This is a genomic window from Pseudomonas sp. BP11-1-1 (assembly GCF_052112105.1).
Classification (GTDB): Bacteria; Pseudomonadota; Gammaproteobacteria; order Pseudomonadales; family Pseudomonadaceae; genus Aquipseudomonas; species Aquipseudomonas alvandae.
Window position 1 is genome coordinate 549762 of sequence record NZ_JAUTYU010000004.1, and the last position, 24139, is coordinate 573900.

Here is a 24139-nt window from a genome sequence, read left to right on the forward strand (position 1 = left end):
TTTGACGCCCGAGAGGGGCGCAGGCGGGGTATTGCAAGAAGCTTTCCAACTTTTGCGAGAGGCTGAAATAGAGCGGCTTGACGCACATCCAACCCTGTGGGAAAGCCTGCACCTACGCGGTCATGCGGTCCGCTCGAGAAAAAATGATGTATCTGTGGCGAGGGAGCTTGCTCCCGCTCGGCTGCGAAGCAGTCGTAAACCGGCGGGTGCGGAGTGCCTGATGCTCTGCATCTCGCGGCCCAGCGGGAGCAAGCTCCCTCGCCACGGGTTCATCGATTGCCTTGATTGAGCAGCATCAGTTCGCACAGGGCTTTGCGTTAGCCGGGATCAGGAATCGCGGCGCAAATCCGGCGGGATCGGCAGGTCCTTGAGCGGTTCGGGGCGCTTGCCCTTGCCGGCGCGGTGCTGGCGGATCTGGTAGACGTACGCCAGGACCTGGGCCACGGCCAGGTAGAGGCCTCCCGGAATTTCCTGGTCGAGCTCAGTGGAGTAGTAGATCGACCGCGCCAATGCCGGGGATTCGAGGAGCATCACTTCGTTGGCGACGGCGATCTCGCGGATCTTCAACGCCAGGAAATCGCTGCCCTTGGCCAAGAGGACCGGCGCATTGCCTTTGTCCGGGTCGTACTTGAGCGCGACGGCATAGTGGGTCGGGTTGGTGATGACTACGTCGGCGTCGGGAATCGCCGCCATCATCCGGCGCTGGGAGACCTCGCGCTGCAACTGGCGGATCCGCTGCTTGACCTCCGGCTTGCCCTCCTGATCCTTATATTCGTCGCGGATTTCCTGCTTGGTCATCATCAGCTTCTGCTTGCTTTGGTAGAGCTGGATCGGCACGTCGATGGCGGCGATCAGGATCAAGCCACAGGCCATCCACAAGGTGCTCCAGCCCACCAGTTGCACGCTGTGGATAATGGCCTGTTCCAGCGGCTCATGGGCAATACGCAGCAAGTCATCGATATCAGCCTGCAATACCGTCAGCGCCACGAAAAGAACCAGGAAAAACTTACCAAGCGCTTTTAACAGCTCCATCAGAGCCGTTGTGGAGAACATCCGCTTGAGCCCACTCGCAGGATTCATTCGGCTGAACTTGGGCGCCATGGTCTTACCGGAAAACAACCACCCGCCCAAGGAAATAGGCCCCAGGAAAGCGGCCAGCAACAAGAAGATCAGCACTGGCTGCACCGCCACGATGGCGATCTTGCCCGAATGCAACAAGTACTGCGCCATGGCCCCAGGGCTGAGCAGCACTTCCCGAGGCAGCGAAAAATTCAGGCGCATGATTTCCAGCAGATCCAAGGCCAGCCCACCACCGTAGATCAGCAAGCCACCAGCGCCGGCGAGCATGATCGCCAAGGTATTGAGTTCTTTGGAACGCGCAATTTCGCCCTTTTCCCTGGATTCTTTCTTGCGCTTCTCCGTGGGGTCTTCTGTCTTGTCCTGACCGCTTTCGCTCTCGGCCATGGTTCAGCGCGCCTGTGCCATGTCGCGTAACAACTGCAAGGCCTGGGTGGCCAGCGGCTGGTACTGGTTGAGGATGTCCCCGAGGCTGACCCAGAAAATCACCATGCCCAACACCAGGGTCAGCGGGAAGCCAATGGAGAAGATGTTCAACTGCGGGGCCGCCCGGGTCATCACGCCGAAGGCGATGTTGACCACCAGCAACGCGGTGATCGCCGGCAACACCAGCACCATGGCCGCGCCGAGTACCCAGCCAAGCTTGCCGGCGATCTCCCAGAAATGATTGACCAGCATCGCGCTGCCCACCGGCATCGTCGTGAAGCTCTCGGTCAAGACCTCGAATACCACCAGGTGCCCGTTCATGGCGAGAAACAGCAAGGTCACCAGCATCGTCAGGAACTGCCCGATGACGGCGGTGTTGACGCCGTTGGTGGGGTCGATCATCGAGGCGAAGGCCATGCCCATCTGGATCGAAATGATCTGCCCGGCGACCACGAATGCCTGGAAAAACAATTGCAGCGAAAAGCCCAGCAAGGCGCCGATAAGGATCTGTTCGGCCACCAACATCAACGCACTGAGATCCAGCGCATTGACCGGCGGCATCGGCGGCAGTCCAGGCGCAATCACGACGGTAATCGCCAGGGCGAAATACAGGCGCACGCGCCGCGGCACCAGAGTCGTGCCAAAAACCGGCATGCTCATCAGCACCGCAGTGACGCGGAACAACGGCAGGACAAACGACGCCACCCAGCTACTGATCTGGGTGTCCGTCAACGCGAGCATCGACATCCGGTCAGCCGATCAACTGCGGAATACTGCCGTACAACTGCAGGATGTATTCCATGAAGGTTTGCACCAGCCAGGGACCGGCGACGATCAGCGTGACCAGCATCACCAGCAGGCGCGGCAGGAAACTCAAGGTCTGTTCGTTGATCTGCGTGGCGGCCTGGAACATCGCCACCAGCAAGCCCACCAGCAGGCTCGGGATCACCAGGATGGCAACCATCATGGTGGTCAGCCAGAGGGCTTCGCGGAATAGGTCTACCGCAACTTCAGGCGTCATATTGTGTTACCCGCGCAAGTGGTCTAGACACCGCCGAAACTGCCCGCCAGGGTGCCGATGATCAACGCCCAGCCATCCACTAGCACAAACAACATGATCTTGAACGGCAGGGAAATGATCAGCGGCGACAGCATCATCATGCCCATGGCCATGAGGATACTGGCGACCACCAGGTCGATGATCAGGAACGGGATGAAAATCATGAAACCAATCTGGAACGCAGTCTTCAACTCGGACGTCACGAACGCCGGCACCAGGATCGTCAGCGGAGCCTGGTCAGGACTGGCGATATCGGTGCGCTTGGACAGGCGCATGAACAGGTCCAGGTCGCTGCTGCGAGTCTGGGCGAGCATGAAATCCTTGATCGGCACCTGAGCCTTGGCCACGGCGTCCTGGGCACTGAGTTTTTCCGCCAGGTAGGGTTGCAGCGCGTCCTGGTTCACCCGGTCGAATACCGGCGCCATGATGAACATGGTCAGGAACAGCGCCATGCCGGTGAGGATCTGGTTCGACGGCGTCTGTTGCAGCCCCAGCGCCTGGCGCAGGATGGAAAAGACGATGATGATCCGAGTGAAACTGGTCATCAGCATGACAAACGCCGGGATGAAACTCAGCGCAGTCATGATCAGCAGGATCTGCAGGCTGACCGAGTATTCCTGTGCCCCTTCGGCATTGGTGCCGAGGGTGATCGCCGGGATCGACAGCGGATCGGCGGCAAACGCCAACGGCGCGGCCAGCATCAGGGCCAACGCCAACAGAATGCGCAACGGCATTACTTCTTATCCTTTTGATCTTTACCCAGCAGTTCCATGAGCCGCTGGGCAAATTCGGGGGTGGCCTGCTCAGCGGAGGGCACCTGGACCGGCTCCTTGAGGACGTGCAGCGCGGTGATGGTGCCGGGGCTCAGCCCCAGCAGGATCTGCTCGTTGCCTACCTGCACCAGCACCAGCCGATCCCGTGGGCCCAACGCCCGGGAACTGATGATGTCGATGACCTGACCTTTGCCGGCGGGCCCTGCCTGTTGCACGCGCCGCAGCATCCACGCCAGGAAGAAAATCATCCCGAGCACCAAGAGCAGGCCCAGCACCAGTTGCGCCAATTGCCCGGCGATGCCGCTGCCACTGGCCGGCGCAACGGCCGCATTGGCCACCGGCTCGGCCGCCAGCACACTGAACGGCAGCATCAAGGCTGCGGCGAAAAAACCTTTCATTCAGCGCAGCTTCTTGATGCGTTCGCTCGGGCTGATCACGTCCGTCAGGCGAATGCCGAACTTCTCGTTGACCACCACCACCTCGCCATGGGCGATCAAGGTGCCGTTGACCAACACGTCCAGCGGCTCACCGGCCAGGCGATCGAGTTCGATGACCGAACCCTGGTTGAGCTGCAGCAGGTTGCGGATGTTGATGTCGGTGCTGCCCACTTCCATGGAAATCGACACCGGGATGTCGAGGATCACGTCCAGGTTCGGCCCGTCGAGCGTCACTTGCTCGTTGCTTTTTGGCACGCTGCCGAACTCTTCCATCTGCAGGCGGTTGGACGCGTGGGCGCCGGTATCGGCTGCCAGCAACGCATCGATGTCGGCCTGCCCGGCGTCGCCGGTTTCTTCCAGGGCCGCAGCCCACTCGTCGGCCAGCGCCTGGTCATCCTGGGTATTCATATCGTCAGCCATCATGTTTCCTCGGCGGGCAAAAATTCAGTTAAAAACGAAAACTTAAGAAATTGACAGCGCTCAGCGGCGTTCGATCGGCTCGATTACCTGCAACGCCAGGTTGCCTTTGTGAGAGCCCATCTTGACCTTGAAGGCCGGCACGCCATTGGCACGCATGATCATGTCTTCCGGCATCTCGACGGGGATGATGTCCCCCGGCTGCATGTGCAGGATGTCCCGCAGGCGCAGCTGGCGCCGGGCAACCGTCGCGCCGATCGGCACGTCGACGTCCAGCACGTCCTGGCGCAAGGCGTTGATCCAGCGTTCGTCCTGGTCGTCGAGGTCCGACTGGAAACCGGCGTCGAGCATTTCACGCACCGGCTCGATCATCGAATACGGCATGGTCACGTGCAGGTCGCCGCCGCCGCCGTCGAGTTCGATGTGGAACGTCGAGACGACAATGGCTTCGCTCGGGCCGACAATGTTCGCCATGGCCGGGTTCACTTCCGAGTTGATGTACTCGAAGTTCACTTCCATGATCGCCTGCCAGGCTTCCTTCAAGTCGACGAAGGCCTGTTCCAGCACCATGCGCACGACGCGCAGCTCCGTCGGGGTGAATTCGCGACCTTCGATCTTGGCGTGACGACCGTCGCCGCCGAAGAAGTTGTCCACCAGCTTGAAGACCAGTTTGGCATCAAGAATGAACAGCGCCGTACCGCGCAGCGGCTTGATCTTCACCAGGTTGAGGCTGGTGGGCACGTACAGCGAGTGCACGTATTCGCCGAACTTCATCACCTGCACGCCACCCACGGCCACGTCGGCCGAGCGGCGCAGCATGTTGAACATGCTGATACGGGTGTAGCGGGCGAAACGCTCGTTGATCATTTCCAGGGTCGGCATGCGTCCGCGAACGATGCGGTCCTGGCTGGTCAGGTCGTAGCTTTTGACGCTGCCCGGGTCAGCAGCGTTTTCGGTTTGCACCAGGCCGTCGTCGACACCGTGCAACAGCGCGTCGATTTCGTCCTGGGACAACAAGTCCTGCACGGCCATGTCGTGTTTCCTACTGCAATACGAAGTTAGTGAAGAGCAACTGTTCGATCACCACTTTGCCAAGCTCTTTCTGGGCCACTTCCTGCACGCTGGCCGTGGCTTTCTGACGCAGCATTTCCTGGCCGACCGGGGTGGCGAGGGTGTCGAAACTCTGTCCGGAAAACAGCATCACCAGGTTATTGCGGATCAATGGCATGTGCACCCGCAACGCTTCCAGGTCGGCCTGGTTGCGGCCCTGCAACGTGATGCTGACCTGCATGTAGCGCTGACGACCGTTCACGGTGTAGTTGGCAACGAAGGCCGGAGCCATGGGCTCGAAAATCGCCGGCTGCTTGCCCACCGGTGCGGCTTCCGCCGCCGGTGCCGGCTTGCTTTGGGCGCTGTGCATGAAATACCAGGTCGCCCCCACCGAAACGCCCATCGCCAGGAGCAAACCCACCACGATCAGGATGATCATCTTGAGTTTTCCTTTGGTTGCAGGGTCTTTTACAGCTGCTGCTTCACTCTTCGCCATGCCAATAATCCGTCACTAATCGGGGGGTTCACTGTTGCATGGCTAGGCAGGAGCAAGTGTTATGCCAGAAGTGTCCGCACTTGGAGTAGCGAGCTTGATGCGATCTCCAGGGACCGCAGAAACCAATGTGGGAGCGAGCTTGCTCGCGATAGCGGTGGATCAGTTCCGAACAAGGTGACTGACAAATCCGCTATCGCGAGCAAACTCGCTCCCACAGGGGTTGTTGCATTGAATCAGGCGTAGTAATCGACCGCACTGGTGCCGATGACGCTGGTCGTGCTGGCAGCCACTTCAGCGATGCTGGCAGGAGCGGCTTCATCCACCGAATCCACCCGTCCGCCCGAGGACGTCGTGCGTCCGGCCTGGGCCTGCTGCTGGGCTTGTTGGTCCTGGTTCTGCGAACCACGGGATTGATCCGACACGTTCACATCGACCTGCCCCATGCCCTGCTGGGCAAAACTGTCGCGCAAGCGATGCATCTGGCCTTCGAGGGCTTCACGAACGCCAGCGTGGGCGCTCATGAAGGTGACCTGGGTCTGCTGGTCCGGAACCATGTTCACCCGGATGTCCAGGCGCCCGAGTTCGGCCGGCTGCAACTGGATGTCGGCCGCCTTGAGATTGGCGCTCGACAAGTACATCACTCGGTTGACCACTTCCTCGGTCCAGCCGCTCTGGTTCATGGCGATGGGCTGGTTGACGGGCACCGCGTTGGCGGTTTTCGGCGTGGCCGCCTGGGTCAGTGCCGCCAGGCGATTGGCAAAGTCATCGACGCGGGTATCGCTGGAAGCCGCGGTCAGGTCCTTGAGGCCTTCGCTGATCAGGCCACTGAACGCCTTGTCGCCACCCTGGCTGCCGGCACCGGTGCTGTCCTGGTCGGCTTGCACAGTGAGCATGCTGGCCATGCCGGCGGCAAACGTCTGGGCTGAGGTCGGTTCGCCATCGGGCGAGGCCGTCGGGGCGGCCTTGGGTTGCGCCTGGCTGGAAGCCGACACATGACCGCCCTGCTCCATCGCCAACCGCAAGGCTGGCAGCGCGTCGAGCGGATCAGCTTGCGGGTCGAACTCCGGATCCGTCACGGGTGCCGGGGCATTGGCCGCCGTCGTCGGAACAACGGCAGCCGCCACCGCAGCGGTGACTTGAGCATCGGCCGCGACCACCACGGGGGCGGGCTGAACCTCGGCAGTGGTCACCGCAACGACCGGCAACAACGCAGGATCAAGGGTTGGATCGACAGGCGCGGCGTCCGCTACGGGCGTCTCGGCCGCTTCGGTATCGTCATCCTGCGCAGTCTTGTCGTCGGCAGCAGCCGGCTTGTCGGCGGGCAAGGGTTTGCCGCTATCGGCAACCACCGGCTCCGGAGCGGCACCCGGATCGCTGTCGACATCCTTTTTGACGGAGGTGTCGGAAGTCTTGTCGCGCCCCGGCTTTACCGACGGCTCAACGACCGTCGGTGATTTGACGGGGGCCTGCTTGGCGAAGACCTGAGCGAAGCTGGAGGCTTTATTCCCGGCTTCCGGGCCCGCTGCCAGTGGATTGACGGCGGCCTGCGGTTTGGCCGGGGCAGTGGCCTGGAGCAGTGTATTGGGCGTAACAGGCATAAAATGGTCTCCGCTGCACTGGAATCAAGATGCAGTCGAGACAGGACAATGCAAGGGACGGGCCAACGCGTCGGACGACATCGTTTCAGCAATGAAAGCCTTCACGCTCTTCCCGGCAAAGCGTGCGGACGAAGGCAAACTCGCTGTCGATTTCATTGACCAGTTTTTCGATACCACTCAGCGACGGCTGTTTGGCGCGTTGCTCCAGCTCACCACACAGCTCAGCCAGGCGCAGGGCACCCATGTTGCTGCTACTGCCCTTGAAACTGTGGGCCGTGGCGCTCAGCTTTTCGGCGTCCCTGGCTTCATGCAGCACACGCAGGCGTGCTTCGGAATCCTCGAGGAAGGTGTCCAGCAATTCCGGATACCCGTCCTCCATGACTTCCCTCAACGTGCTGAGCACGTCGCGATCGAGATGAATTTCACTCACTTGCTCGCTCCCTGATCAAGATTGGCTCCGATTATGCCAGAGCCTCCCAGAAAAACTCCACGCGTGCACTACGACCATCGTCGGACCAGGAGGCCCGCTGGCAGAGTTGACGCACCAGGCTCACGCCACGCCCAGATAATCGGTCGCGATCCACGGGTCGCGCCATCACCTTGGCAACATCGAAGCCCTTGCCGCTGTCCTCGACCTCAATGACCAGACAGCCACCGTCACCATTGGGGGTGACGTGCAAATGCACCCGCACATGGCCATCGCTCAACGCGTCCAGGCGCTCGTTGCGCTCGCGGTAGTAACGGGCGAAACCCGTCGCATCGCGCTTGAGGCTGGAGTCCAACCCCAACACCCCATGTTCCAGGGCGTTGGAATACAGCTCCGACAGTACGCTGTAAAGGGCGCCACTGTGTGCCCTGAGCCCATGAACCTCAAGCAGCAATTGCAAAAGGTAAGGCATCGGGTTGAACCGCTTGAGCGTCTGCGCCCGGAATTCAAAGCTTACCGACCAGTCCAGCGGACTGGACTGGCCGCTATCGGAATAGACCGGAGGCGGCGGATTGAGTTGCGTCGGGGCGACGAGACGCACCTCGATCATGCTGAAGTCGTCACGGGCCTCGCCGCGAAAATCCTGCAGGGCTTGCTGGATATCTTCGAACAGGCGGTCGGGCTCACGGTTGGCCGAAAATACCTGCTGCAACCGCTCCACGCCAAACGGCTGGTCGTCGCGGTCACTGGTCTCGATCACGCCATCGGACAGCAGGAACACCCGATCGCCCACCGACATAGGGTGGACTTCGGTGCGGTCGTCAAACAACTGAGGCGTCAGTACGCCCAACGGCAAATGCCGCGCCGGCAACGGTGTGCGTACGCCAGTGAGGCTGTCGTGCAGATAACCGTCGGGCATGCCACCGTTCCAGATCTCTACGGTGCAGCGCTGGAAACTCAGGCACAGCAGCGTCGCGCAACAGAACATATCCACCGGCAGGATGCGCTTGAGCTTGGCATTCATCTCCCGCAGGATCTGCGCCAGGCCGTAGCCCTTGGCGGTCATCCCGTAGAACACTTCCGCCAGCGGCATCGCCCCCACCGCCGCCGGCAATCCGTGACCCGTAAAGTCCCCGAGCAGGATATGCATGTCGCCGGCCGGATTGAACGCGGCCAACAGCAGATCGCCGTTGAACAAGGCGTAGGGCGATTGCAGGTAACGGATGTTCGGCGCGCTCAGGCAGCCGGAGTGGGCAATCTTGTCGAATACCGCCTTGGCGACCCGCTGCTCGTTGAGCAGATAGTCATGGTGCCGGGCGATCTGGTCGCGCTGCTCCACCACCGTGGCTTGCAGCCGACGCAAACGGTCCATCGCCTTGATCTTGGCGGCCAGGATTACTTGGTTATAGGGTTTTGCCAGGAAGTCATCACCACCGGCCTCGAGGCATCGGGCAAGCCCTTCGCTTTCGGTCAACGAGGTGAGAAAGATGATCGGGACCAGTTGATCCCCGGCCAACTGCTTGATCTTCTGCGCCGCTTCAAAACCATCCATGACCGGCATCATCGCGTCCATCAACACAAGATGCGGACGCTGTTGCAGATAGACCTCGACCGCCTCGGCACCGTCAGCCGCAGTGAGCACGTGATGGCCCTGGCGACGGACGATGGTCGACAACAGCAGTCGATCGGCGGCACTGTCTTCGGCAATCAGGATCGTCAGCGGCTCCGGCGACGATTGCATGGCGATCAACTGATATCGAACAGCTTGTCGAAATTGGAGATCGCGAGGATTTTCTTGACGTCGCTGCTGCTGTTGACGACGCGGATATCCGATTCGTCGCCACCGGCATGGTCACGCAACAGCAGGAGCATGCCCAACGCAGAACTGTCGAGGTAAGTGGCTTCTTTCAGATCCACCACGATGGACTCGGGTTTCGTGTTGAGCTTTTCATAAGACTCACGAAACTCCTGGTGCCGGCCAAAATCGAAGCGACCCTTGATCGAGATCGTCAGTTTTTGCCCATCCGGAGATACTTCGGTAATGACAGACATATTCACTTCCTTGTCATGGACATACGTGTACAAGGTTTAGCACTTGGTAGAGGTCTGAGCAAGGTTTCAAATCGCCTACCCGACAAAACTCTACCGCCGATATCAATACGGATCCTGGCGCGGCAGGCGCTGGGACAATTCATCCAGCAGTTTCTGCTCGCGCTTGTCCTCCAATTGCCGCGCCTCGTCGATGTAGCGCTGTACGAGTTTGCGCAACCCTTCGACGCGAGCGAACGCCTCTTGCCAGCTCTGGCGGGCCTTCTCCAGGTTGTTCTGGTGCCAGACCAGGCTCTGGCGCTGCTGATCGATGGCCGTGCCCAGCTGCGCGAGGAATCCCTGGTAGCCCAATAGCCATTGCCCGGAAACGCCATGGCTGCCGCGGGCGATCCACTGCTCCTGGTATTCGAGGCGAAAATTTTCCAGGTCCGCCAACTTGCTTTCGGCAACCGCCACCTGCCCCTGAAAATAGGCCAGCCGCTGGACGGCGGTCTTCTCGGCCTTTTCGGCCATGTCCACCACTGGCGCCAGGCGCGCCGCACGACTCGTGGCCATGATTGGTTACGTGCCGGAGACAGGGGCGAAAATGGTTTGCAGGTGCGCTTCGCTGGCGCCCATGCCGATGCTGTCGTTAAGCGCCTGGCGCAGATATACCGCCATGGACGGATAGAGGCTGATGGCCGTGTCGGTCTCACGATCGCCCCCAGGTACATACGCTCCGACGCTGATCAGGTCGCGACTTTGCTGGTAACGGGACCAATACTGCTTGAACTGTTGCGCACGCTTCATGTGCTCGGGGCTGATGACCGATGGCATGACCCGGCTGATCGACGCCTCGATGTCGATGGCGGGGTAATGCCCCTCCTCCGCCAGGCGTCGGGACAACACGATGTGGCCGTCGAGCACGCCTCGGGCCGAGTCGGCGATCGGGTCTTGTTGGTCGTCACCCTCGGACAGCACGGTGTAGAACGCGGTGATGGAACCGCCGCCCTTCTCCGCGTTACCGGCACGCTCCACCAGCTTCGGCAGCTTGGCGAACACTGAAGGCGGATAACCCTTGGTCGCCGGAGGCTCGCCGATGGCCAGGGCGATTTCCCGCTGGGCCTGGGCGAAACGGGTCAGCGAGTCCATCAGCAACAGGACGTTCTTGCCCTTGTCGCGGAAATATTCGGCGATGCGCGTGCAGTACATCGCAGCGCGCAGGCGCATCAGCGGCGCATCGTCCGCCGGCGAAGCGACGACAACGGAGCGCTTGAGCCCTTCCTCGCCGAGGATGTGCTCGATGAATTCCTTCACCTCGCGGCCCCGCTCGCCGATCAGCCCGACCACGATGATGTCGGCCTCGGTGAAGCGGGTCATCATGCCCAGCAGCACACTCTTGCCCACGCCGGTACCGGCGAACAGGCCCAGGCGCTGGCCGCGGCCAACGGTCAACAAACCGTTGATGCAACGAATGCCCACATCCAGCGGCACGCTGATGGGGTCGCGCTTGAGCGGGTTGATCGTCGGGCCGTCCATCGGCACCCAATCCTCGGCCTTCATCCCGCCCTTGCCGTCCAGCGCCCGACCGGCGCCGTCCAGCACGCGACCGAGCATGCTCATGCCCATGGGCAGGCGGCCGGTATCGGCCAACGGCACCACACGGGCACCCGGGGCAATGCCGGCGACACTGCCGACCGGCATCAGGAATACCTTGCTACCGGAAAAACCCATGACCTCGGCTTCCACCTGCACCGGGTGATAGCTGTCGTCATTGATCACCAGGCAGCGACTGCCCATGGCCGCACGCAATCCTTCGGCTTCGAGGGTCAGGCCGACCATGCGCAACAGGCGACCTTCCAGGATCGGTTGGCCGGCCAGTTCGGTGGCCTCGGCGTAGCTGCCCAGGCGCTTGCCGAAGCTGGTTCGCTCAAGGCGCATCGTGGCCTGCCACTTCAGGTGTGATCGGCTCGCCGCTGTCGGGATCGACGATGGCGGCCGGCTTGGGTTCGTCCGGCAAGTCCAGGCTCAGGTCGGCGGGCGCCGGGTGCAAAGCCTGTTCGTGCAGTTGGTCGAACAGCTTGGCCATGATCTGGCTGATGCGGGTCTCGACGGTAGCGTCGATGCGGCTGTGCTCGGTTTCCACGCGGCAACCGCCCGGCAGCAGGGTTTCATCTTCGACGATGCGCCAGGTTTCCTCATGGCGCTCGCGCAAAGCCTTGACCAGTTCGAAGTCCTGCGGGTTGATGTACAACCGCACGTTGCCCACACCCAGCGGCAACAGCTTGAGGGCTTCGCGCATGACGTGTTCGATCTGGCTCGAATCGATGGCCAGTTCGCGCTGGATCACTTGCCGGGCGATGTGCTGCACCAGCCCGACCAATGACTTTTCAATCTGCGTGTCCTGCTCGGCGATGGGCTCGAACAGGTTCTGCATCAACGATTCCAACGCGCGCAGCTTGGCCGTGAGCGCCACGTCGGCTTCCTGACGGACCTTGATCGTGGTGCTGTGGAAACCTTCTTTTTCGCCAATGGCGAAGCCTTCGTTGTAAGCCTCCTGGCGGATGCTCTCGACTTCTTCGAGGGTCAGTGGCTGGACTTCTTCCAGCGGCACCTCTTCCATCTCCGGCAGTTCTTCCACCGGTTCCGGCTCGGGCTCGGGCACGTAGGGGTCGAAGCTGGGCAGCGACCAGACGTCGAAACCACCGACGTCACGGGCGCGGATCAGGTCGCTGGGTGAATCATCACTCTTGGCAGACATAACGACCTTAGATCATCTCTTCGCCGCCCTTGCCACCGAGCACGATTTCTCCGGCTTCGGCCATACGGCGGGCGATGGTGAGGATTTCCTTCTGTGCGGTTTCCACGTCGCTGACGCGCACCGGGCCCTTGGCCTCGAGGTCGTCGCGCAACAGTTCGGCCGCCCGTTTGGACATGTTCTTGAAGATCTTTTCCTTGACGCCTTCGTCCGAACCCTTGAGGGCCAGGACCAGGACGTCGGAGGACACTTCGCGCAACAGTGCCTGGATGCCACGATCGTCGACATCGGCCAGGTTGTTGAACACGAACATGAGGTCTTCGATCTGACCGGACAGGTCTTCGTCGACTTCGCGGATCGAGTCCATCAATTGACCTTCGATCGAACTGTCGAGGAAGTTCATGATGTCCGCCGCGCGCTTGATGCCGCCCAACGTAGTGCGCGAAGCATTGGAGTTGCCCGAGAACTGCTTCTCGAGGATCTGGTTCAATTCCTTCAGGGCGGCCGGCTGTACGGTGTTCAGCGACGACACCCGCAGGATGATATCGAGGCGCACCTTGTGGTCGAAATTGCCCAGCACTTCGCCGGCCTGGTCCGGGTCGAGGTACGCCACCACGATCGCCTGGATCTGGGGGTGCTCGTAACGGATCACGTCAGCAACGGCGCGTGGTTCCATCCACTTCAGGCTGTCGAGGCCGCTGGTGTTGCCACCCAGCAGGATCCGGTCGATCAGGCCGTTGGCCTTGTCCTCGCCCAGGGCCTGGGTGAGCATCTTGCGCACATAGTCGTCGGAACCGACGCCCAGGCTGGTCTGGTCGCCGACGATGTCGACGAACTCGCTCATGACCTGCTCGACCTGTTCGCGGTGCACGTTACCCATCTGGGCCATGGCCACGCCGACGCGCTGGACCTCCTTGGGCCCCATGTGACGCAGCACTTGGGCGGCGTCGGTCGACCCCAGGGACAGCAGCAAGATCGCGGCTTTGTCGACCCGGGACAATTTGGCAACAGCGGCTCGATTATCACTCATCTGCGTTAATCCACTCTTTCACGACCTGGGCCACACGACCCGGATCTTCTGCCACCAGACTCTTGATGGCGTTCAACTGAGCGTCATAGCCTTCGCTCGGGCTTGGCAGCAGGATGCTCTGCGGCCCGCCGAGGCTGACGCGATCGTTGGCCAATTCGCCATCCAGGCCGCCCATGCCTCCCAGCTCTACATCACCCAAGCCAGCCAACTGCTTGTTCTTGCCGCCACCGGTAATGTTGTTGAGCACCGGACGCAACACACCGAACACCAGTATCAGGATGAACAGCACACCCAATACTTGCTTGACCACATCCCAGAACCAGGGTTGCGAATAAAACGGAATGTCGGCGATTTCTTCACCGCGCTCCAGGGAGAACGGCACGTTGATCACGCTGACGCTGTCGCCACGGCTGGCGTCGAAACCGACGGCGTCCTGTACCAGGCGAGTGAAGCGCGCCAATTCGTCGGCGCTCCACGGTGCACGGCTGGTTTCGCCGTTGGCCGGGTTGATCTTGACCTGATCGTCCACCACCACGGCGACCGACAGGCGATTCAAGCGACCCTGTTGCTGCTTGGTGTGGCTGATGGAACGGTCGAGCTCGAAGTTCTTGGTGGATTGTTGACGCTTGTCGGCCGGGTACGGCGCGAGCATCGGCTGGCCGGTGGCCGGGTCCATGATCTGTTGGCCGTTGGCATCGATCAGCGGCTGGCCTGGCTGCACCATGCCTGCGGCGGCGGTGGCGCCACCGGTGGTTTGCGGCGCGCTGGCCGGCGACGGCGGCTGGTTGCTCAGGGCACCCGGCACGCCTTGCGGGCCATTGCTGGCAGTGCGCTGTTCGTTCACCGACTGCTCGCTGCGCAACGCCGGCTGATCCGGGTTGAACTGCTCGGAGGTCGATTCAACCGCACTGAAATCCACATCCGCCGACACTTCGGCCTTGTAGCGGCCGTTACCGAGGATCGGTTGCAGGATGTTATGCACCCGCTGAGTGAACATGCCTTCCATGCGACGGCTGTAGTCGTATTGCTTGCCGGCCATGGTCAGTTCGGAATTTTCCGCCTGGTCGGACAGCAGGTTGCCCTTCTGGTCGACCACGGTGATTTGCGACTTGCTCAATTCGGGAACGCTGGTCGCCACCAGGTTGATAATGGCAACGACTTGGCCTGGCTCCAGGGAGCGGCCGGAATACAACTCAACCAGTACCGAAGCACTCGGCTTGCGCTCATCGCGCACGAAGACCGAGCTTTTCGGGATCGCCAGGTGCACACGGGCGCCCTTGACGTTGTTGAGGCTGGAGATGGTGCGCGCCAGTTCGCCTTCCAGGCCGCGACGATAACGCGTCGCTTCCATGAACTGGCTGGTGCCCAGGCCCTGGTCCTTGTCGAGAATCTCGAAACCGATGTTGCCATCGGTCGGTGTGACACCCGCGGCAGCGAGCTTGAGGCGCGCGCGCGCCACGTCGTCGGCCTTGACCAGCAAGGCGCCAGAGTTGGGTTCGACAGTGTAGGGAATGTCGGCAGAAGCCAGGGTTTCCATGACTTGCTTGGCATCCATGCCTTCCAGGCTACCGTACAACGGACGGTAGTCTGGCTGCTGGGACCACAACACGACGGCGAAACCAATCGCCACGCTGGCAGCCAGGCCGACCAACAGGCCAACCTGACGCAGCATGGTCATCTCGGAGAGGTTTTCCAGGAAAGACAGACCGAACAACGGCGGTTTGCCGTCTACCGGAGTGGCCTTGGCTGGAACGTTATCAACGGCTGCTTCTGCCATGACTCAATAGTTTCCTTAGACCGGCATCTGCATGATGTCTTGGTAGGCTTGAACCAGTTTGTTGCGTACCTGGGTCAACGCCTGAAACGAGACACTGGCTTTCTGCGAAGAGATCATTACGTCCGTCAGGTCGACGCCACTTTTGCCAATTTCAAAAGCACTGGCCAACTGGTTCGAAGCCTGCTGGGTATCGTTCACTTTATTGACGGCCTGACCGAGCATGTCGGAAAAGCTGCTGCCACCCACCTGGGGGACCGCGACCGATTTCGGCTGGGCCATGGCGTCCATTTGCATGGCCCGCATGTCCAACATCAATCGATTAAATTCAATACCTTGGCTCATGGTCTATTCTCTCTGGCGGCCCGCGTTTTTTTGACACTTACTCAGCGGGTACGTAGGTATTAGCAACAAGGGTGCCAGCTCGATGGCCGGCAGAAACAATTGCGCGCACCGCTCCACTGTGGGAGCGAGCTTGCTCGCGATGCCATCACATCCAACATCAATTTTGACTGACCCGCCGCTATCGCGAGCAAGCTCGCTCCCACAAGGATTGGTGGCGACTATTCAACTGGCGAAAAGGTAGGCCTCCACGTCCATCCCCGCATCACGCATCTGCGCCAGCTTGTAGCGCAGGGTCCGCGGGCTGATGCCAAGGCGTTCGGCCGCCTCCTTGCGACGGCCGCGCTCGGCACGCAGGGTGTCGATGATCATCTGGAACTCGCGTCGACGCAGGTCGTCCTCCAGCGCACCCGCGGATTCCGCCACTTCCATCGGCGGAACCACCGCTGGGGCTGGCTGCAAGACCGGCAACGGCGCACAAGCCACCGGACCGGCCAGGCAAAAATCTTCGGGCTGGATCAAGCCGCCCTGTTGCAGGATGAGGGCCCGCTGGATGGCGTTATCCAGCTCACGGACATTGCCAGGCCAGGGATAAGCGATCAGGCAAGCCTGGGCTTCGGCGGACAGTCGCGCCGTTGCATGCTTCATTTTATTGACGTGCTTGGCCAGCAGGCGCTCGGCCAGCGGCAGGATATCGGCGGTGCGCTCGCGCAACGGACGCCAGGCCAACGGAAAAACCGACAGCCGGTAATAAAGGTCTTCCCGGAAACGCCCCGCCGCCACTTCGCCCGCCAAGTCGCGGTTGGTCGTCGCCACCACGCGGATGTCCAGGCTGATGGGCTTGCGCGCGCCGACCCGCTCCACTTCGCGCTCCTGCAGTACACGCAACAGCTTGGCCTGCAGGCCAAGGGGCATTTCGGAGATCTCGTCCAGCAGGATGGTGCCGCCGTCAGCCTGTTCGAACTTGCCGGCCTGGGCCGCGATGGCGCCGGTGAACGAGCCCTTCTCGTGCCCGAACAATGTGGCCTCGAGCATGTTGTCGGGAATCGCCGCGCAGTTGATGGCAATGAACGGTTCATTGGCGCGACGGGATTGCTGATGGATATAGCGGGCCAATACTTCCTTGCCCGTACCCGACTCGCCGGAAATCAACACGGTTGAATCACTGCGGGCCACTCGCGCGGCCAGCTCCAGCAATTGCGCGCTGGCGGGCTCGATGGCCACCGGCCCTTCACCCTCGACCGCAGGGCTTCCCAAGGCATGACGCGCCACCAGATCAAGCAGCGCCTTGGGCTCGAACGGCTTGACCAGGTAATCCGCCGCCCCCTGGCGCATGGCATCCACCGCACGCTCGACCGCACCGTGTGCGGTCATCAACAGGACTGGCAATTGCGGGTGGCGCGCACGCAGCAAACCGAGCAACTGGTGACCGTCCATGCCCGGCATGTTGACGTCGCTGACCACCAGGCTGAACGGCTCGCGGGCAACGGCCAGCAGCGCCTCCTCCGCCGAACCGACGGCGGCATGATCATGCCCGGCCAACAGCAGCGTATCGGCCAGCGCCTCGCGCAGCGCACGATCGTCCTCCACCAGCAAAACCTTGATCGCCATTGCCTTCACTCCACCCCTGGCGCACTGGAAAACAGCGGCAGGACGATCAGCGCACAAGTGCCACGCCCCAGCCGCGAGCGCAGCAGCAATTCTCCCTGATGGGCACGCGCCACAGCCTTGACCACGGTCAGGCCCAAGCCTGTCCCAGTGGCCTTGGTGGTAAAAAACGGTTCGCCCAGGCGGGTCAATACGGCTGGATCGATGCCACTGCCGCTGTCGCTGACACACAGGCGCAACGTGCTGCCACGGGTGTACAGATGAACCTTCAACCGGACGTCACCGCCGCTGGCCTGGATCGCATTTTCAATCAGGTTCAATACCGCGCCCACCAAGGTGTCACGGTTGCACAAGACCTCGCCCACATGGCTGTCGCACTGCCAGCGGATCGGCAGATCCTGCACATGGGTCAACGCTGCGGCCTGCAAGGATTGCAGCAACGCCTTGGGTGTCACGCGGTCGGTCAACGGCAACTCGCCCCGGGCGAATACCAGCATGTCGCGCACCTGGTGCTCCAGCTCATGCAGGCGTTCTTTCAAGCGGCCAGCAAAGCGCTGCTGGGTGTCCATCGGCAGTTGCTGCTCCGTCAGATGACTGGCGTAGAGCAACGCGGCGGACAGTGGCGTGCGGATCTGATGGGCCAGCGACGCCACCATCCGCCCTAGGGAAGACAAGCGCTCGTGGCGGGCAAGCTGGTCTTGCAGGTGACGGGTTTCAGTCAGGTCATTGAGCAGCACCAACTGCCCAGGCTCGGCATCCAGCGAACGGGTCGAAATAGAGAGACGCCGACCATCCTTGAGAGAGATTTCGTGGCCGTCGTCTTCGCGAGGGGCGAAGCAGCGGGCGATGACGTGCCGCCAAAGCTCGCCCTCCAGGGGCAGGCCGAGCAGCTCGCACGCCGCCGGGTTGGCTTCGCGCACGAAACCGTGCTCATCGATGACGATGACGCCGCCAGGCAAGAGATCGAGGAGATTTTGCAGCCGATTGGCCAGGCGTTCTTTTTCCGCCAGTTCCTGCATGCGCTGGGCACTGACCACCGCCAGCTCACCCTTGAGCTCGGTCACCCGGGCTTCAAGCAGGCTGTAGGAATCAGTCAACTGGCTGGACATCTGGTTAAACAGCGAAAACGCCTGTTCAAGTCCAAGCCGGCTAGCCTGTTCGGCGGACGGCATGTGTCCCGGCTCGGGGACAGGCGACATCAGGGCGGCTTGGGTCATCGTGCTCTCTCGCTTGGCTGACCGTCAGTTAAACGGAACGTTGCGAGGGCTGTAGCAATACCCGTGCCGAAAAAAAACCGCCTGAAAATCAGGCGGTTGCAAAACAGGCGTCAATCATCCGCCTGTTCATCTCCTTCGCGCCGGCTCATGCCGTACTTGCGCATCTTTTCCACCAGCGTCGTGCGACGGATACGCAAGCGCTCCGCCGCGCGAGCCACGATACCGTTGGCATCGTCCAGGGCCTGCTGGATGAGGCCTTGCTCCAGGCCGCCCAAGTAGTCCTTGAGGTCCAGGCCTTCCGGCGGCAACAAGGCATTGCTGGTGAAATCCGGCGTATGGCCGTTGATCGCCACGCGCTCTTCCAGGTCGCTGCGCAGGCTGTCGACCATTTGCTCGTCTTCATCATCGACGTAGCGGAATTTCTTTGGCAGCTCAGCGACGCCGATCACACCGTAGGGGTGCATGATCGCCATGCGCTCCACCAGGTTCGCCAGCTCGCGGACGTTGCCCGGCCAGCCATGGCGACAGAGGGACATGATCGCCGCCGAGTTGAAGCGGATCGAACCGCGCTTCTCATGCTCCATGCGCGAGATCAATTCGTTCATCAGCAGCGGGATGTCTTCGACCCGCTCACGCAGCGGCGCCATTTCGATCGGGAACACGTTGAGGCGGTAATAGAGGTCTTCGCGGAAACTGCCGACCTCGATCATGCTCTCGAGATTCTTGTGGGTCGCGGCGATGATCCGCACGTCGACGCTCTGGGTCTTGTTGCTGCCCACGCGCTCGAACGTGCGCTCTTGCAGCACGCGCAGCAGCTTGACCTGCATCGGCAGCGGCATGTCGCCGATCTCATCGAGGAACAGCGTGCCACCGTTGGCCAATTCGAAACGCCCGGCGCGGCTGGTGATCGCACCGGTAAACGCGCCCTTCTCGTGGCCGAACAATTCGCTTTCCAGCAACTCGGCCGGGATCGCACCGCAGTTGACCGGCACGAACGGCGCTTCGCGGCGCTTGGAATGGTAATGCAGGTTGCGCGCGACCACTTCCTTGCCAGTACCGGACTCGCCGAGGATCAGCACGCTAGCGTCGGTGTCGGCCACCTGCTGCATCATCTGGCGCACGTGCTGGATCGCACGGCTGGTGCCGACAAGGCTGCGGAAAAGATTGGGTTCGCGATGCCGACCGCGCTCACGAGCCTGGTCGTACATCTCGCGATAAACCTGGGCACGGTGCAGTGAATCGAGCAATTTGCTGTAGCTCGGCGGCATTTCCAAGGTGGAAAGCACCCGGCGGCGCTGGTCCTCAGGCAAGTCAAGGGAAGAATTTTCGCCCATTAACAAAACTGGAAGGAACTCATCCCAGGTTGAGAGTGTCTTTAGCAAGCCCAAAAGCGATGCGGGAGCATTTACGGTCCCGATAAGGACACAAATGACTTCACGGCTGGACGACAAAGAGCCGACAGCCTGCTGCCAGTCATGGCTGCCGCAGGGCAAATTTTCTTCGCCAAGAAAATTCAGAATCACCGCCAGGTCGCGGCGGCGGACGCTATCGTCATCGATCAGGAGAATTTTGGTTTCACGCCACATGCAATAGCAACTTCCCTAGTCAACTCAGTGCCCGAATTTGGGGGCAAGCTAGACGCTTGCAGACTTGTCATGCCTGTAGACGCCTGGAATCTGTAAACAGCCACTAGTTAAGTCAAAAAATCGTGCACAGTCAAATTTATGGCGCACTTTGTTCGGATTAAATGAAAATTAAATCATCCGAACAGGTTGTAAACCTTCGCCGCGTTCTGTGACTGATGAATCTGCGACATTTCGTTCACGATCGCCTGGCGCTCTCCCGTCGCCGCCTCCAGCAACTGCCGATACACGCCAAGCAATTCTTCCAGGTTATTACGCAACGCCGCCTCGTCCACCTCGGACTCGCTCAAGACGTCTTCCATGCAGGAACGGCACGCCAGGTCCAATTGACCGATGGCCTCCCAATTGCGCTCAGCCAAGGCGCCAACCAAGGCATCGCGGGTTTGTTCAATTCGCTGCAAGACAAGACTCATGAGCATATTCCTCAGAATTGCGGGCCAGGCGTGGCAATGGCGTCCCAGCCTTCCTTGACCGTGCGAAGCAGATCAGCGACTTCGTCGAGGATCTTCGGATCGGCCTTGACGTTGGCCTCAGCCAAGCGTTTCATCATGTACGCGTAAAGAGCATCCAGTTCTGCGACCGACTCGGCCCGATTTTCCAGGTCCAAGCCTTCTCGCAAGCCGCCGACGATGCCGATGGCCTTGCTGATCAGGATGCCTCTGTTTGCAATATCCTTGCGCTCCATCGCGCCCTTGGCTTGGGCGATACGGTCCAACCCGCCTTCCATGAGCATCTGCACAAGACGATGGGGACTTGCTTCGGAGGTTTGCGCTTGGGCGCCAATCTTCTGGTATTGGCGAAGGGCCAACATCGGATTCATGTTCTACCTCTTCAAAAAACTTCGGTTCGTATAAACAGCGTATCGACGCCGCGTCAAAAAACTTTAGACCGAAAAGCCGAAAGCCCGGAACGTTGTCAAAACGTTGCCGGGCTTTTTGCATCGGTCAAAGTCAGCTGTTTTTCTGTTGTGCCGTCATCGCCTCGAACATCGAGGTGATGTTGCTCGCAGTGGCCTTCAACTTGCCGACCAAGGTATCCATGTCGTTGTACTTCTTAGTCAACACTGCGGTCAGGGTCTCGACCCGACGATCCAGAGCCTCCTGATCGGCCTTCAAGCGGGTCTGGGTCCTGGTCAGCGCTGTGTTCCGCTGGTCGAGAATGCCACCCGTCTGGCTGAAGGGTTCGATCGCCTTGCCCATGCGTTCCAGCAGACCGTTGGTGCCCGTGAACAACGTCTGGACTTCACCGCTGAGCTTTTTATCGTTCATCGCTTCAGTGAATTTGACGCTATTGAAATTCAACGCGCCCGTCTTCTGATCGGTGGTAATACCCAGTTGGGCCAGCGACGTCAGCTTGTCGCCAGCGCCGGTTTCAGACAAGGGCGTTCGAATCGCCGCCAGCAGCGAGCGAGGCAACGCGTCACCGGTCAATTTTGCCGGCACTGTCAGCTTCCCATCAGCGTCGAGCGACGGCTTGGTCAGTGCGGTGATGCTATTGGCGACCGCGTTATAGGCATCGACGAATTTCTGGATCGAGGCTTTCAGGCCATCATTGTTCGGCGCCACGGTAACGGTTGCAGTGCCCCCGTCTGCTACGCCGAGCAAATTCAACGTCAATCCGGAAATCGCCGTGCTGACCGTATTGCTCTTGCTGGTCAGCACCATGCCATCGACGGTGAAACTGGCATCCTTGGCCAGGGCACCGATGGCGCCCGCCGAAGTGGCAGTCAGCGCGGTATTGCCAGCGCCCACAACGTTCGTGCCATCGATCTCCAGCCCTGCGATGCCGCTCACCGAGATATCGGAACCTGCACCGGTCGTGGTCGAACCCAACACCAGGCGCGAACCAAAGGAGTCGGTGATGATGTTCGCACTGACACCGGCAGCCTTGAGCGCAGAGTCGGCGTTGATCGCGTCGCGAACCGATTGCAAGGTGGAGCCATCCGGCACATTGAGGTTGTAGTTGTTACCCCCCTGCGAGATGGTCATCGTACCCGTCGGAATGGCACTGGTCGTACCACCCGCGAAGGCCGCCGAAGTGACCTTGGACGCAGTGGCCAGGTTGGTGACTTTGATCGCGTAAGTGCCGTTCACCGCCGTGTTACTGGCGGTAGCCGTGAGAACACCGGGAGCTGAAGATGTCGCAGCAAAACCCGAGAATTGCGGGGTCGTTGTGCTGGACAAGTCCTTCATGGCGGTATTGAAAGCTGCCAACAATGACTTCAGGGTGCCCACCCCGGAGATACTGTTGGTAGTCGTCGTCGTCGCTCGGGTGATCTGACCTTGCTTGGCCGCCTTGTCGGAATCGACCAGCGCCTTGACGATCGCAGTGGTATCGAGGCCAGAGCCTAGACCCAAGCCAGGTAGAATTGGACTTGCCATGTGGGACTCCCTTCAGTGTGTCGCCGGCCTTTTGACCTTTACAACGCCCAAAAGAACATAACAACAAAATTCGTGCCGGTTGTCAGGCTTCAGCGCTGAACAACAAGCTGTTTGCATCATTCAAACTGTTGGCCAGTTTCAGGACTTCTTCGTTCGGGATCTGGCGAATTACTTCACCGGAACCACTGGCAATCACCTTGACCACTACTTTGCCTGAAGGCTCGTCAATAGAGAACTCCAGATTGCGCTTAACCGACTGGACGAACTTCTCGATTTCCTGAACGGCCTTTTTGAGTTTGTCCTGCTCGGCGGCAGCGTCTTTAGGCGCTTGCTTGACCGGGGGCACGGAAGCAACCTCGGCTTGAGGCTTCTCCACGGGCTTGTCGGCCACCGTGGGTGCCGGCTTCGCCGTTGGATAAGACAAGTTCAGCTTCACGCTCATATCCATGTCCATCACCTCTTGAACGGAAAAAGCGAGAGAGCACGCAAGCGCACTCCCCCGCTAAAACTCATCCGGCTATTACTGAAGCAGCTTCAGTACAGCGGATGGCAGTTGGTTGGCCTGGGCCAGAACCGAAGTAGACGCTTGCTGCAGAGTCTGCTGCTTGGTCAGTTGTGCAGTTTCAGCGGCGAAGTCGGTATCTTGTACGCGACCCAGTGCAGCACTGGCGTTTTCGTTGATGTTCTGCAGGTTGGAGATGGTGCTGGAGAAACGGTTTTGTGCAGCACCGAGGTCGGCACGAGCACTGTTGATGGTGTCGAGCGCGCTGGTGATTGCGTCCATGGCAGCCGAGAAGGCGGTTTCAGCAGCAGCGCTGTCGGAACCAAGGATGGTAACTGCCGAACCAACACCCAGGCTCGTAGCGTCGAAGCTGGCGCTCAAGGTCAGGGAGATCTGGTTGTCAGCACCGGTGTTCGAACCGACCTGGAAGGTCATGGTGCTGGCGGTACCGTCGAGCAGGTTCTTGCCGTTCAGGTTGGTGCTGTTGGCGATACGGGTCAGTTCGTCGCTCATCTGCGAGAACTCTTTGTTCAGAGCGACACGGTCGTCTGCACTGTTGCTGTCGTTACGGGACTGGATGGCCAGTTCGCGCATACGTTGCAGAATGTTGGTCTGCTCCTGCATCGCGCCTTCAGCGGTTTGCGCCATGGAGATACCGTCGTTGGCGTTTTTGATCGCCATGGTCTGACCGCGGATTTGCGAGGTCATACGGGTAGCGATCTGCAGGCCGGCGGCGTCGTCTTTGGCACTGTTGATTTTCAGGCCGGAAGACAGGCGGGTCATCGAAGTAGAAAGAGCGTCGGAAGCGCGGTTCAAGTTCTTCTGAACGTTCAGCGAAGTGGTGTTGGTGTTTACTGTTAAAGCCATGACGAATTCCTCGTTGGTTGGGTACTGCGGCTTCCGGCCCTTGGCAACCGCCGGGGGTGTGGCCTAGAGAACCTTCGTAATAGTTATCGTCGGGTTGGGAACTTGCTTGAGGGCTTTTTTCAAAAAATTTGCTAGCAGACTGCCACCCCTTGAGAAACAAGGGCTTAGCGGCAAACAAAAGCCCAAAAAATGGCGTCAAGAAACGGCGGGGATAGCGTCACGCGCAAA

The 24139-nt window shown here is 60.5% G+C and carries 26 protein-coding genes; all 26 read right to left on the bottom strand.

The window, feature by feature from the left end; genetic code table 11:
- Positions 1-327: 327 nt before the first annotated feature.
- On the bottom strand, positions 328-1464 hold the full coding sequence (gene flhB, locus Q7C33_RS12115) for a flagellar biosynthesis protein FlhB (protein WP_030141071.1): 1137 nt from the start codon (positions 1462-1464) through the stop codon (positions 328-330).
- A 3-nt stretch (positions 1465-1467) separates the two neighbouring features.
- On the bottom strand, positions 1468-2250 hold the full coding sequence (fliR, locus tag Q7C33_RS12120) for a flagellar biosynthetic protein FliR (protein WP_249873806.1): 783 nt from the start codon (positions 2248-2250) through the stop codon (positions 1468-1470).
- A gap of 4 nt (positions 2251-2254) precedes the next feature.
- On the bottom strand, positions 2255-2524 hold the full coding sequence (fliQ, locus tag Q7C33_RS12125) for a flagellar biosynthesis protein FliQ (RefSeq protein WP_003184009.1): 270 nt from the start codon (positions 2522-2524) through the stop codon (positions 2255-2257).
- A gap of 23 nt (positions 2525-2547) precedes the next feature.
- Positions 2548-3297 (bottom strand): flagellar type III secretion system pore protein FliP, encoded by a 750-nt coding sequence (fliP, locus tag Q7C33_RS12130; protein ID WP_030141073.1) that lies wholly within the window; start codon positions 3295-3297, stop codon positions 2548-2550.
- Complete coding sequence (fliO, locus tag Q7C33_RS12135) at positions 3297-3734, bottom strand: flagellar biosynthetic protein FliO (protein WP_407683448.1); 438 nt, start codon at positions 3732-3734, stop codon at positions 3297-3299. The genes fliP and fliO overlap by 1 nt, the downstream gene beginning before the upstream one ends.
- Positions 3735-4193 carry a flagellar motor switch protein FliN gene (gene fliN / locus Q7C33_RS12140; protein WP_030141075.1) on the bottom strand — a complete coding sequence of 153 codons (459 nt, stop codon included), beginning with the start codon at positions 4191-4193 and terminating at the stop codon, positions 3735-3737. It lies immediately after the preceding gene.
- 60 nt (positions 4194-4253) lie between these two features.
- Positions 4254-5222, bottom strand: coding sequence for a flagellar motor switch protein FliM (fliM, locus tag Q7C33_RS12145; RefSeq protein ID WP_030141076.1), 969 nt, complete (start codon positions 5220-5222; stop codon positions 4254-4256).
- A 10-nt stretch (positions 5223-5232) separates the two neighbouring features.
- The gene (fliL, locus tag Q7C33_RS12150; RefSeq protein WP_030141077.1) at positions 5233-5736 is read right to left on the bottom strand and encodes a flagellar basal body-associated protein FliL; all 504 of its coding nucleotides are present in this window, start codon (positions 5734-5736) and stop codon (positions 5233-5235) included.
- Positions 5737-5969: 233 nt separating this feature from the next.
- Positions 5970-7334, bottom strand: a complete 1365-nt coding sequence (locus Q7C33_RS12155) for a flagellar hook-length control protein FliK (RefSeq protein WP_407683449.1) — start codon at positions 7332-7334, stop codon at positions 5970-5972.
- A gap of 85 nt (positions 7335-7419) precedes the next feature.
- Positions 7420-7764, bottom strand: coding sequence for an Hpt domain-containing protein (locus Q7C33_RS12160; RefSeq protein WP_198797724.1), 345 nt, complete (start codon positions 7762-7764; stop codon positions 7420-7422).
- A gap of 31 nt (positions 7765-7795) precedes the next feature.
- Positions 7796-9502: an ATP-binding SpoIIE family protein phosphatase gene (locus Q7C33_RS12165; protein WP_030141080.1), complete on the bottom strand. Its 1707-nt coding sequence runs from the start codon at positions 9500-9502 to the stop codon at positions 7796-7798.
- Positions 9503-9507: 5 nt separating this feature from the next.
- Positions 9508-9813, bottom strand: a complete 306-nt coding sequence (locus Q7C33_RS12170; RefSeq protein WP_030141081.1) for an STAS domain-containing protein — start codon at positions 9811-9813, stop codon at positions 9508-9510.
- A 102-nt stretch (positions 9814-9915) separates the two neighbouring features.
- Positions 9916-10365: a flagellar export protein FliJ gene (gene fliJ, locus Q7C33_RS12175; protein ID WP_003184033.1), complete on the bottom strand. Its 450-nt coding sequence runs from the start codon at positions 10363-10365 to the stop codon at positions 9916-9918.
- A 6-nt stretch (positions 10366-10371) separates the two neighbouring features.
- Positions 10372-11730 carry a flagellar protein export ATPase FliI gene (gene fliI, locus Q7C33_RS12180; RefSeq protein WP_030141083.1) on the bottom strand — a complete coding sequence of 453 codons (1359 nt, stop codon included), beginning with the start codon at positions 11728-11730 and terminating at the stop codon, positions 10372-10374.
- The gene (fliH, locus tag Q7C33_RS12185; protein WP_198797722.1) at positions 11720-12550 is read right to left on the bottom strand and encodes a flagellar assembly protein FliH; all 831 of its coding nucleotides are present in this window, start codon (positions 12548-12550) and stop codon (positions 11720-11722) included. Before fliH ends, fliI begins: the two co-directional genes overlap by 11 nt.
- 7 nt (positions 12551-12557) lie before the next feature.
- Positions 12558-13577 (bottom strand): flagellar motor switch protein FliG, encoded by a 1020-nt coding sequence (gene fliG, locus Q7C33_RS12190; protein WP_007958288.1) that lies wholly within the window; start codon positions 13575-13577, stop codon positions 12558-12560.
- On the bottom strand, positions 13570-15354 hold the full coding sequence (gene fliF / locus Q7C33_RS12195) for a flagellar basal-body MS-ring/collar protein FliF (protein WP_407683450.1): 1785 nt from the start codon (positions 15352-15354) through the stop codon (positions 13570-13572). The genes fliG and fliF overlap by 8 nt, the downstream gene beginning before the upstream one ends.
- A 15-nt stretch (positions 15355-15369) precedes the next feature.
- Entirely contained in the window at positions 15370-15696 is a 327-nt protein-coding gene (gene fliE / locus Q7C33_RS12200; protein ID WP_003199082.1) for a flagellar hook-basal body complex protein FliE, read from the bottom strand.
- 222 nt (positions 15697-15918) lie between these two features.
- Positions 15919-17304: a sigma-54-dependent response regulator transcription factor FleR gene (gene fleR, locus Q7C33_RS12205; RefSeq protein WP_258648066.1), complete on the bottom strand. Its 1386-nt coding sequence runs from the start codon at positions 17302-17304 to the stop codon at positions 15919-15921.
- Between the two features lie 5 nt (positions 17305-17309).
- Positions 17310-18518 carry a sensor histidine kinase gene (locus Q7C33_RS12210; RefSeq protein ID WP_272929131.1) on the bottom strand — a complete coding sequence of 403 codons (1209 nt, stop codon included), beginning with the start codon at positions 18516-18518 and terminating at the stop codon, positions 17310-17312.
- Positions 18519-18628: 110 nt separating this feature from the next.
- The gene (locus Q7C33_RS12215) at positions 18629-20104 is read right to left on the bottom strand and encodes a sigma-54 dependent transcriptional regulator (protein ID WP_030141088.1); all 1476 of its coding nucleotides are present in this window, start codon (positions 20102-20104) and stop codon (positions 18629-18631) included.
- A gap of 173 nt (positions 20105-20277) precedes the next feature.
- Positions 20278-20574, bottom strand: coding sequence for a flagellar protein FliT (locus Q7C33_RS12220; protein WP_198797721.1), 297 nt, complete (start codon positions 20572-20574; stop codon positions 20278-20280).
- Positions 20575-20585: 11 nt separating this feature from the next.
- Positions 20586-20981, bottom strand: coding sequence for a flagellar export chaperone FliS (gene fliS, locus Q7C33_RS12225; RefSeq protein WP_039593095.1), 396 nt, complete (start codon positions 20979-20981; stop codon positions 20586-20588).
- 130 nt (positions 20982-21111) lie between these two features.
- A complete protein-coding gene (fliD, locus tag Q7C33_RS12230) occupies positions 21112-22542 on the bottom strand; it encodes a flagellar filament capping protein FliD (RefSeq protein WP_407683451.1) in 1431 nt (476 codons plus the stop codon).
- An 82-nt stretch (positions 22543-22624) separates the two neighbouring features.
- The gene (locus Q7C33_RS12235) at positions 22625-22990 is read right to left on the bottom strand and encodes a flagellar protein FlaG (protein ID WP_407683452.1); all 366 of its coding nucleotides are present in this window, start codon (positions 22988-22990) and stop codon (positions 22625-22627) included.
- Positions 22991-23062: 72 nt separating this feature from the next.
- Positions 23063-23911: a flagellin domain-containing protein gene (locus Q7C33_RS12240; RefSeq protein WP_198797718.1), complete on the bottom strand. Its 849-nt coding sequence runs from the start codon at positions 23909-23911 to the stop codon at positions 23063-23065.
- Positions 23912-24139 lie beyond the last annotated feature (228 nt).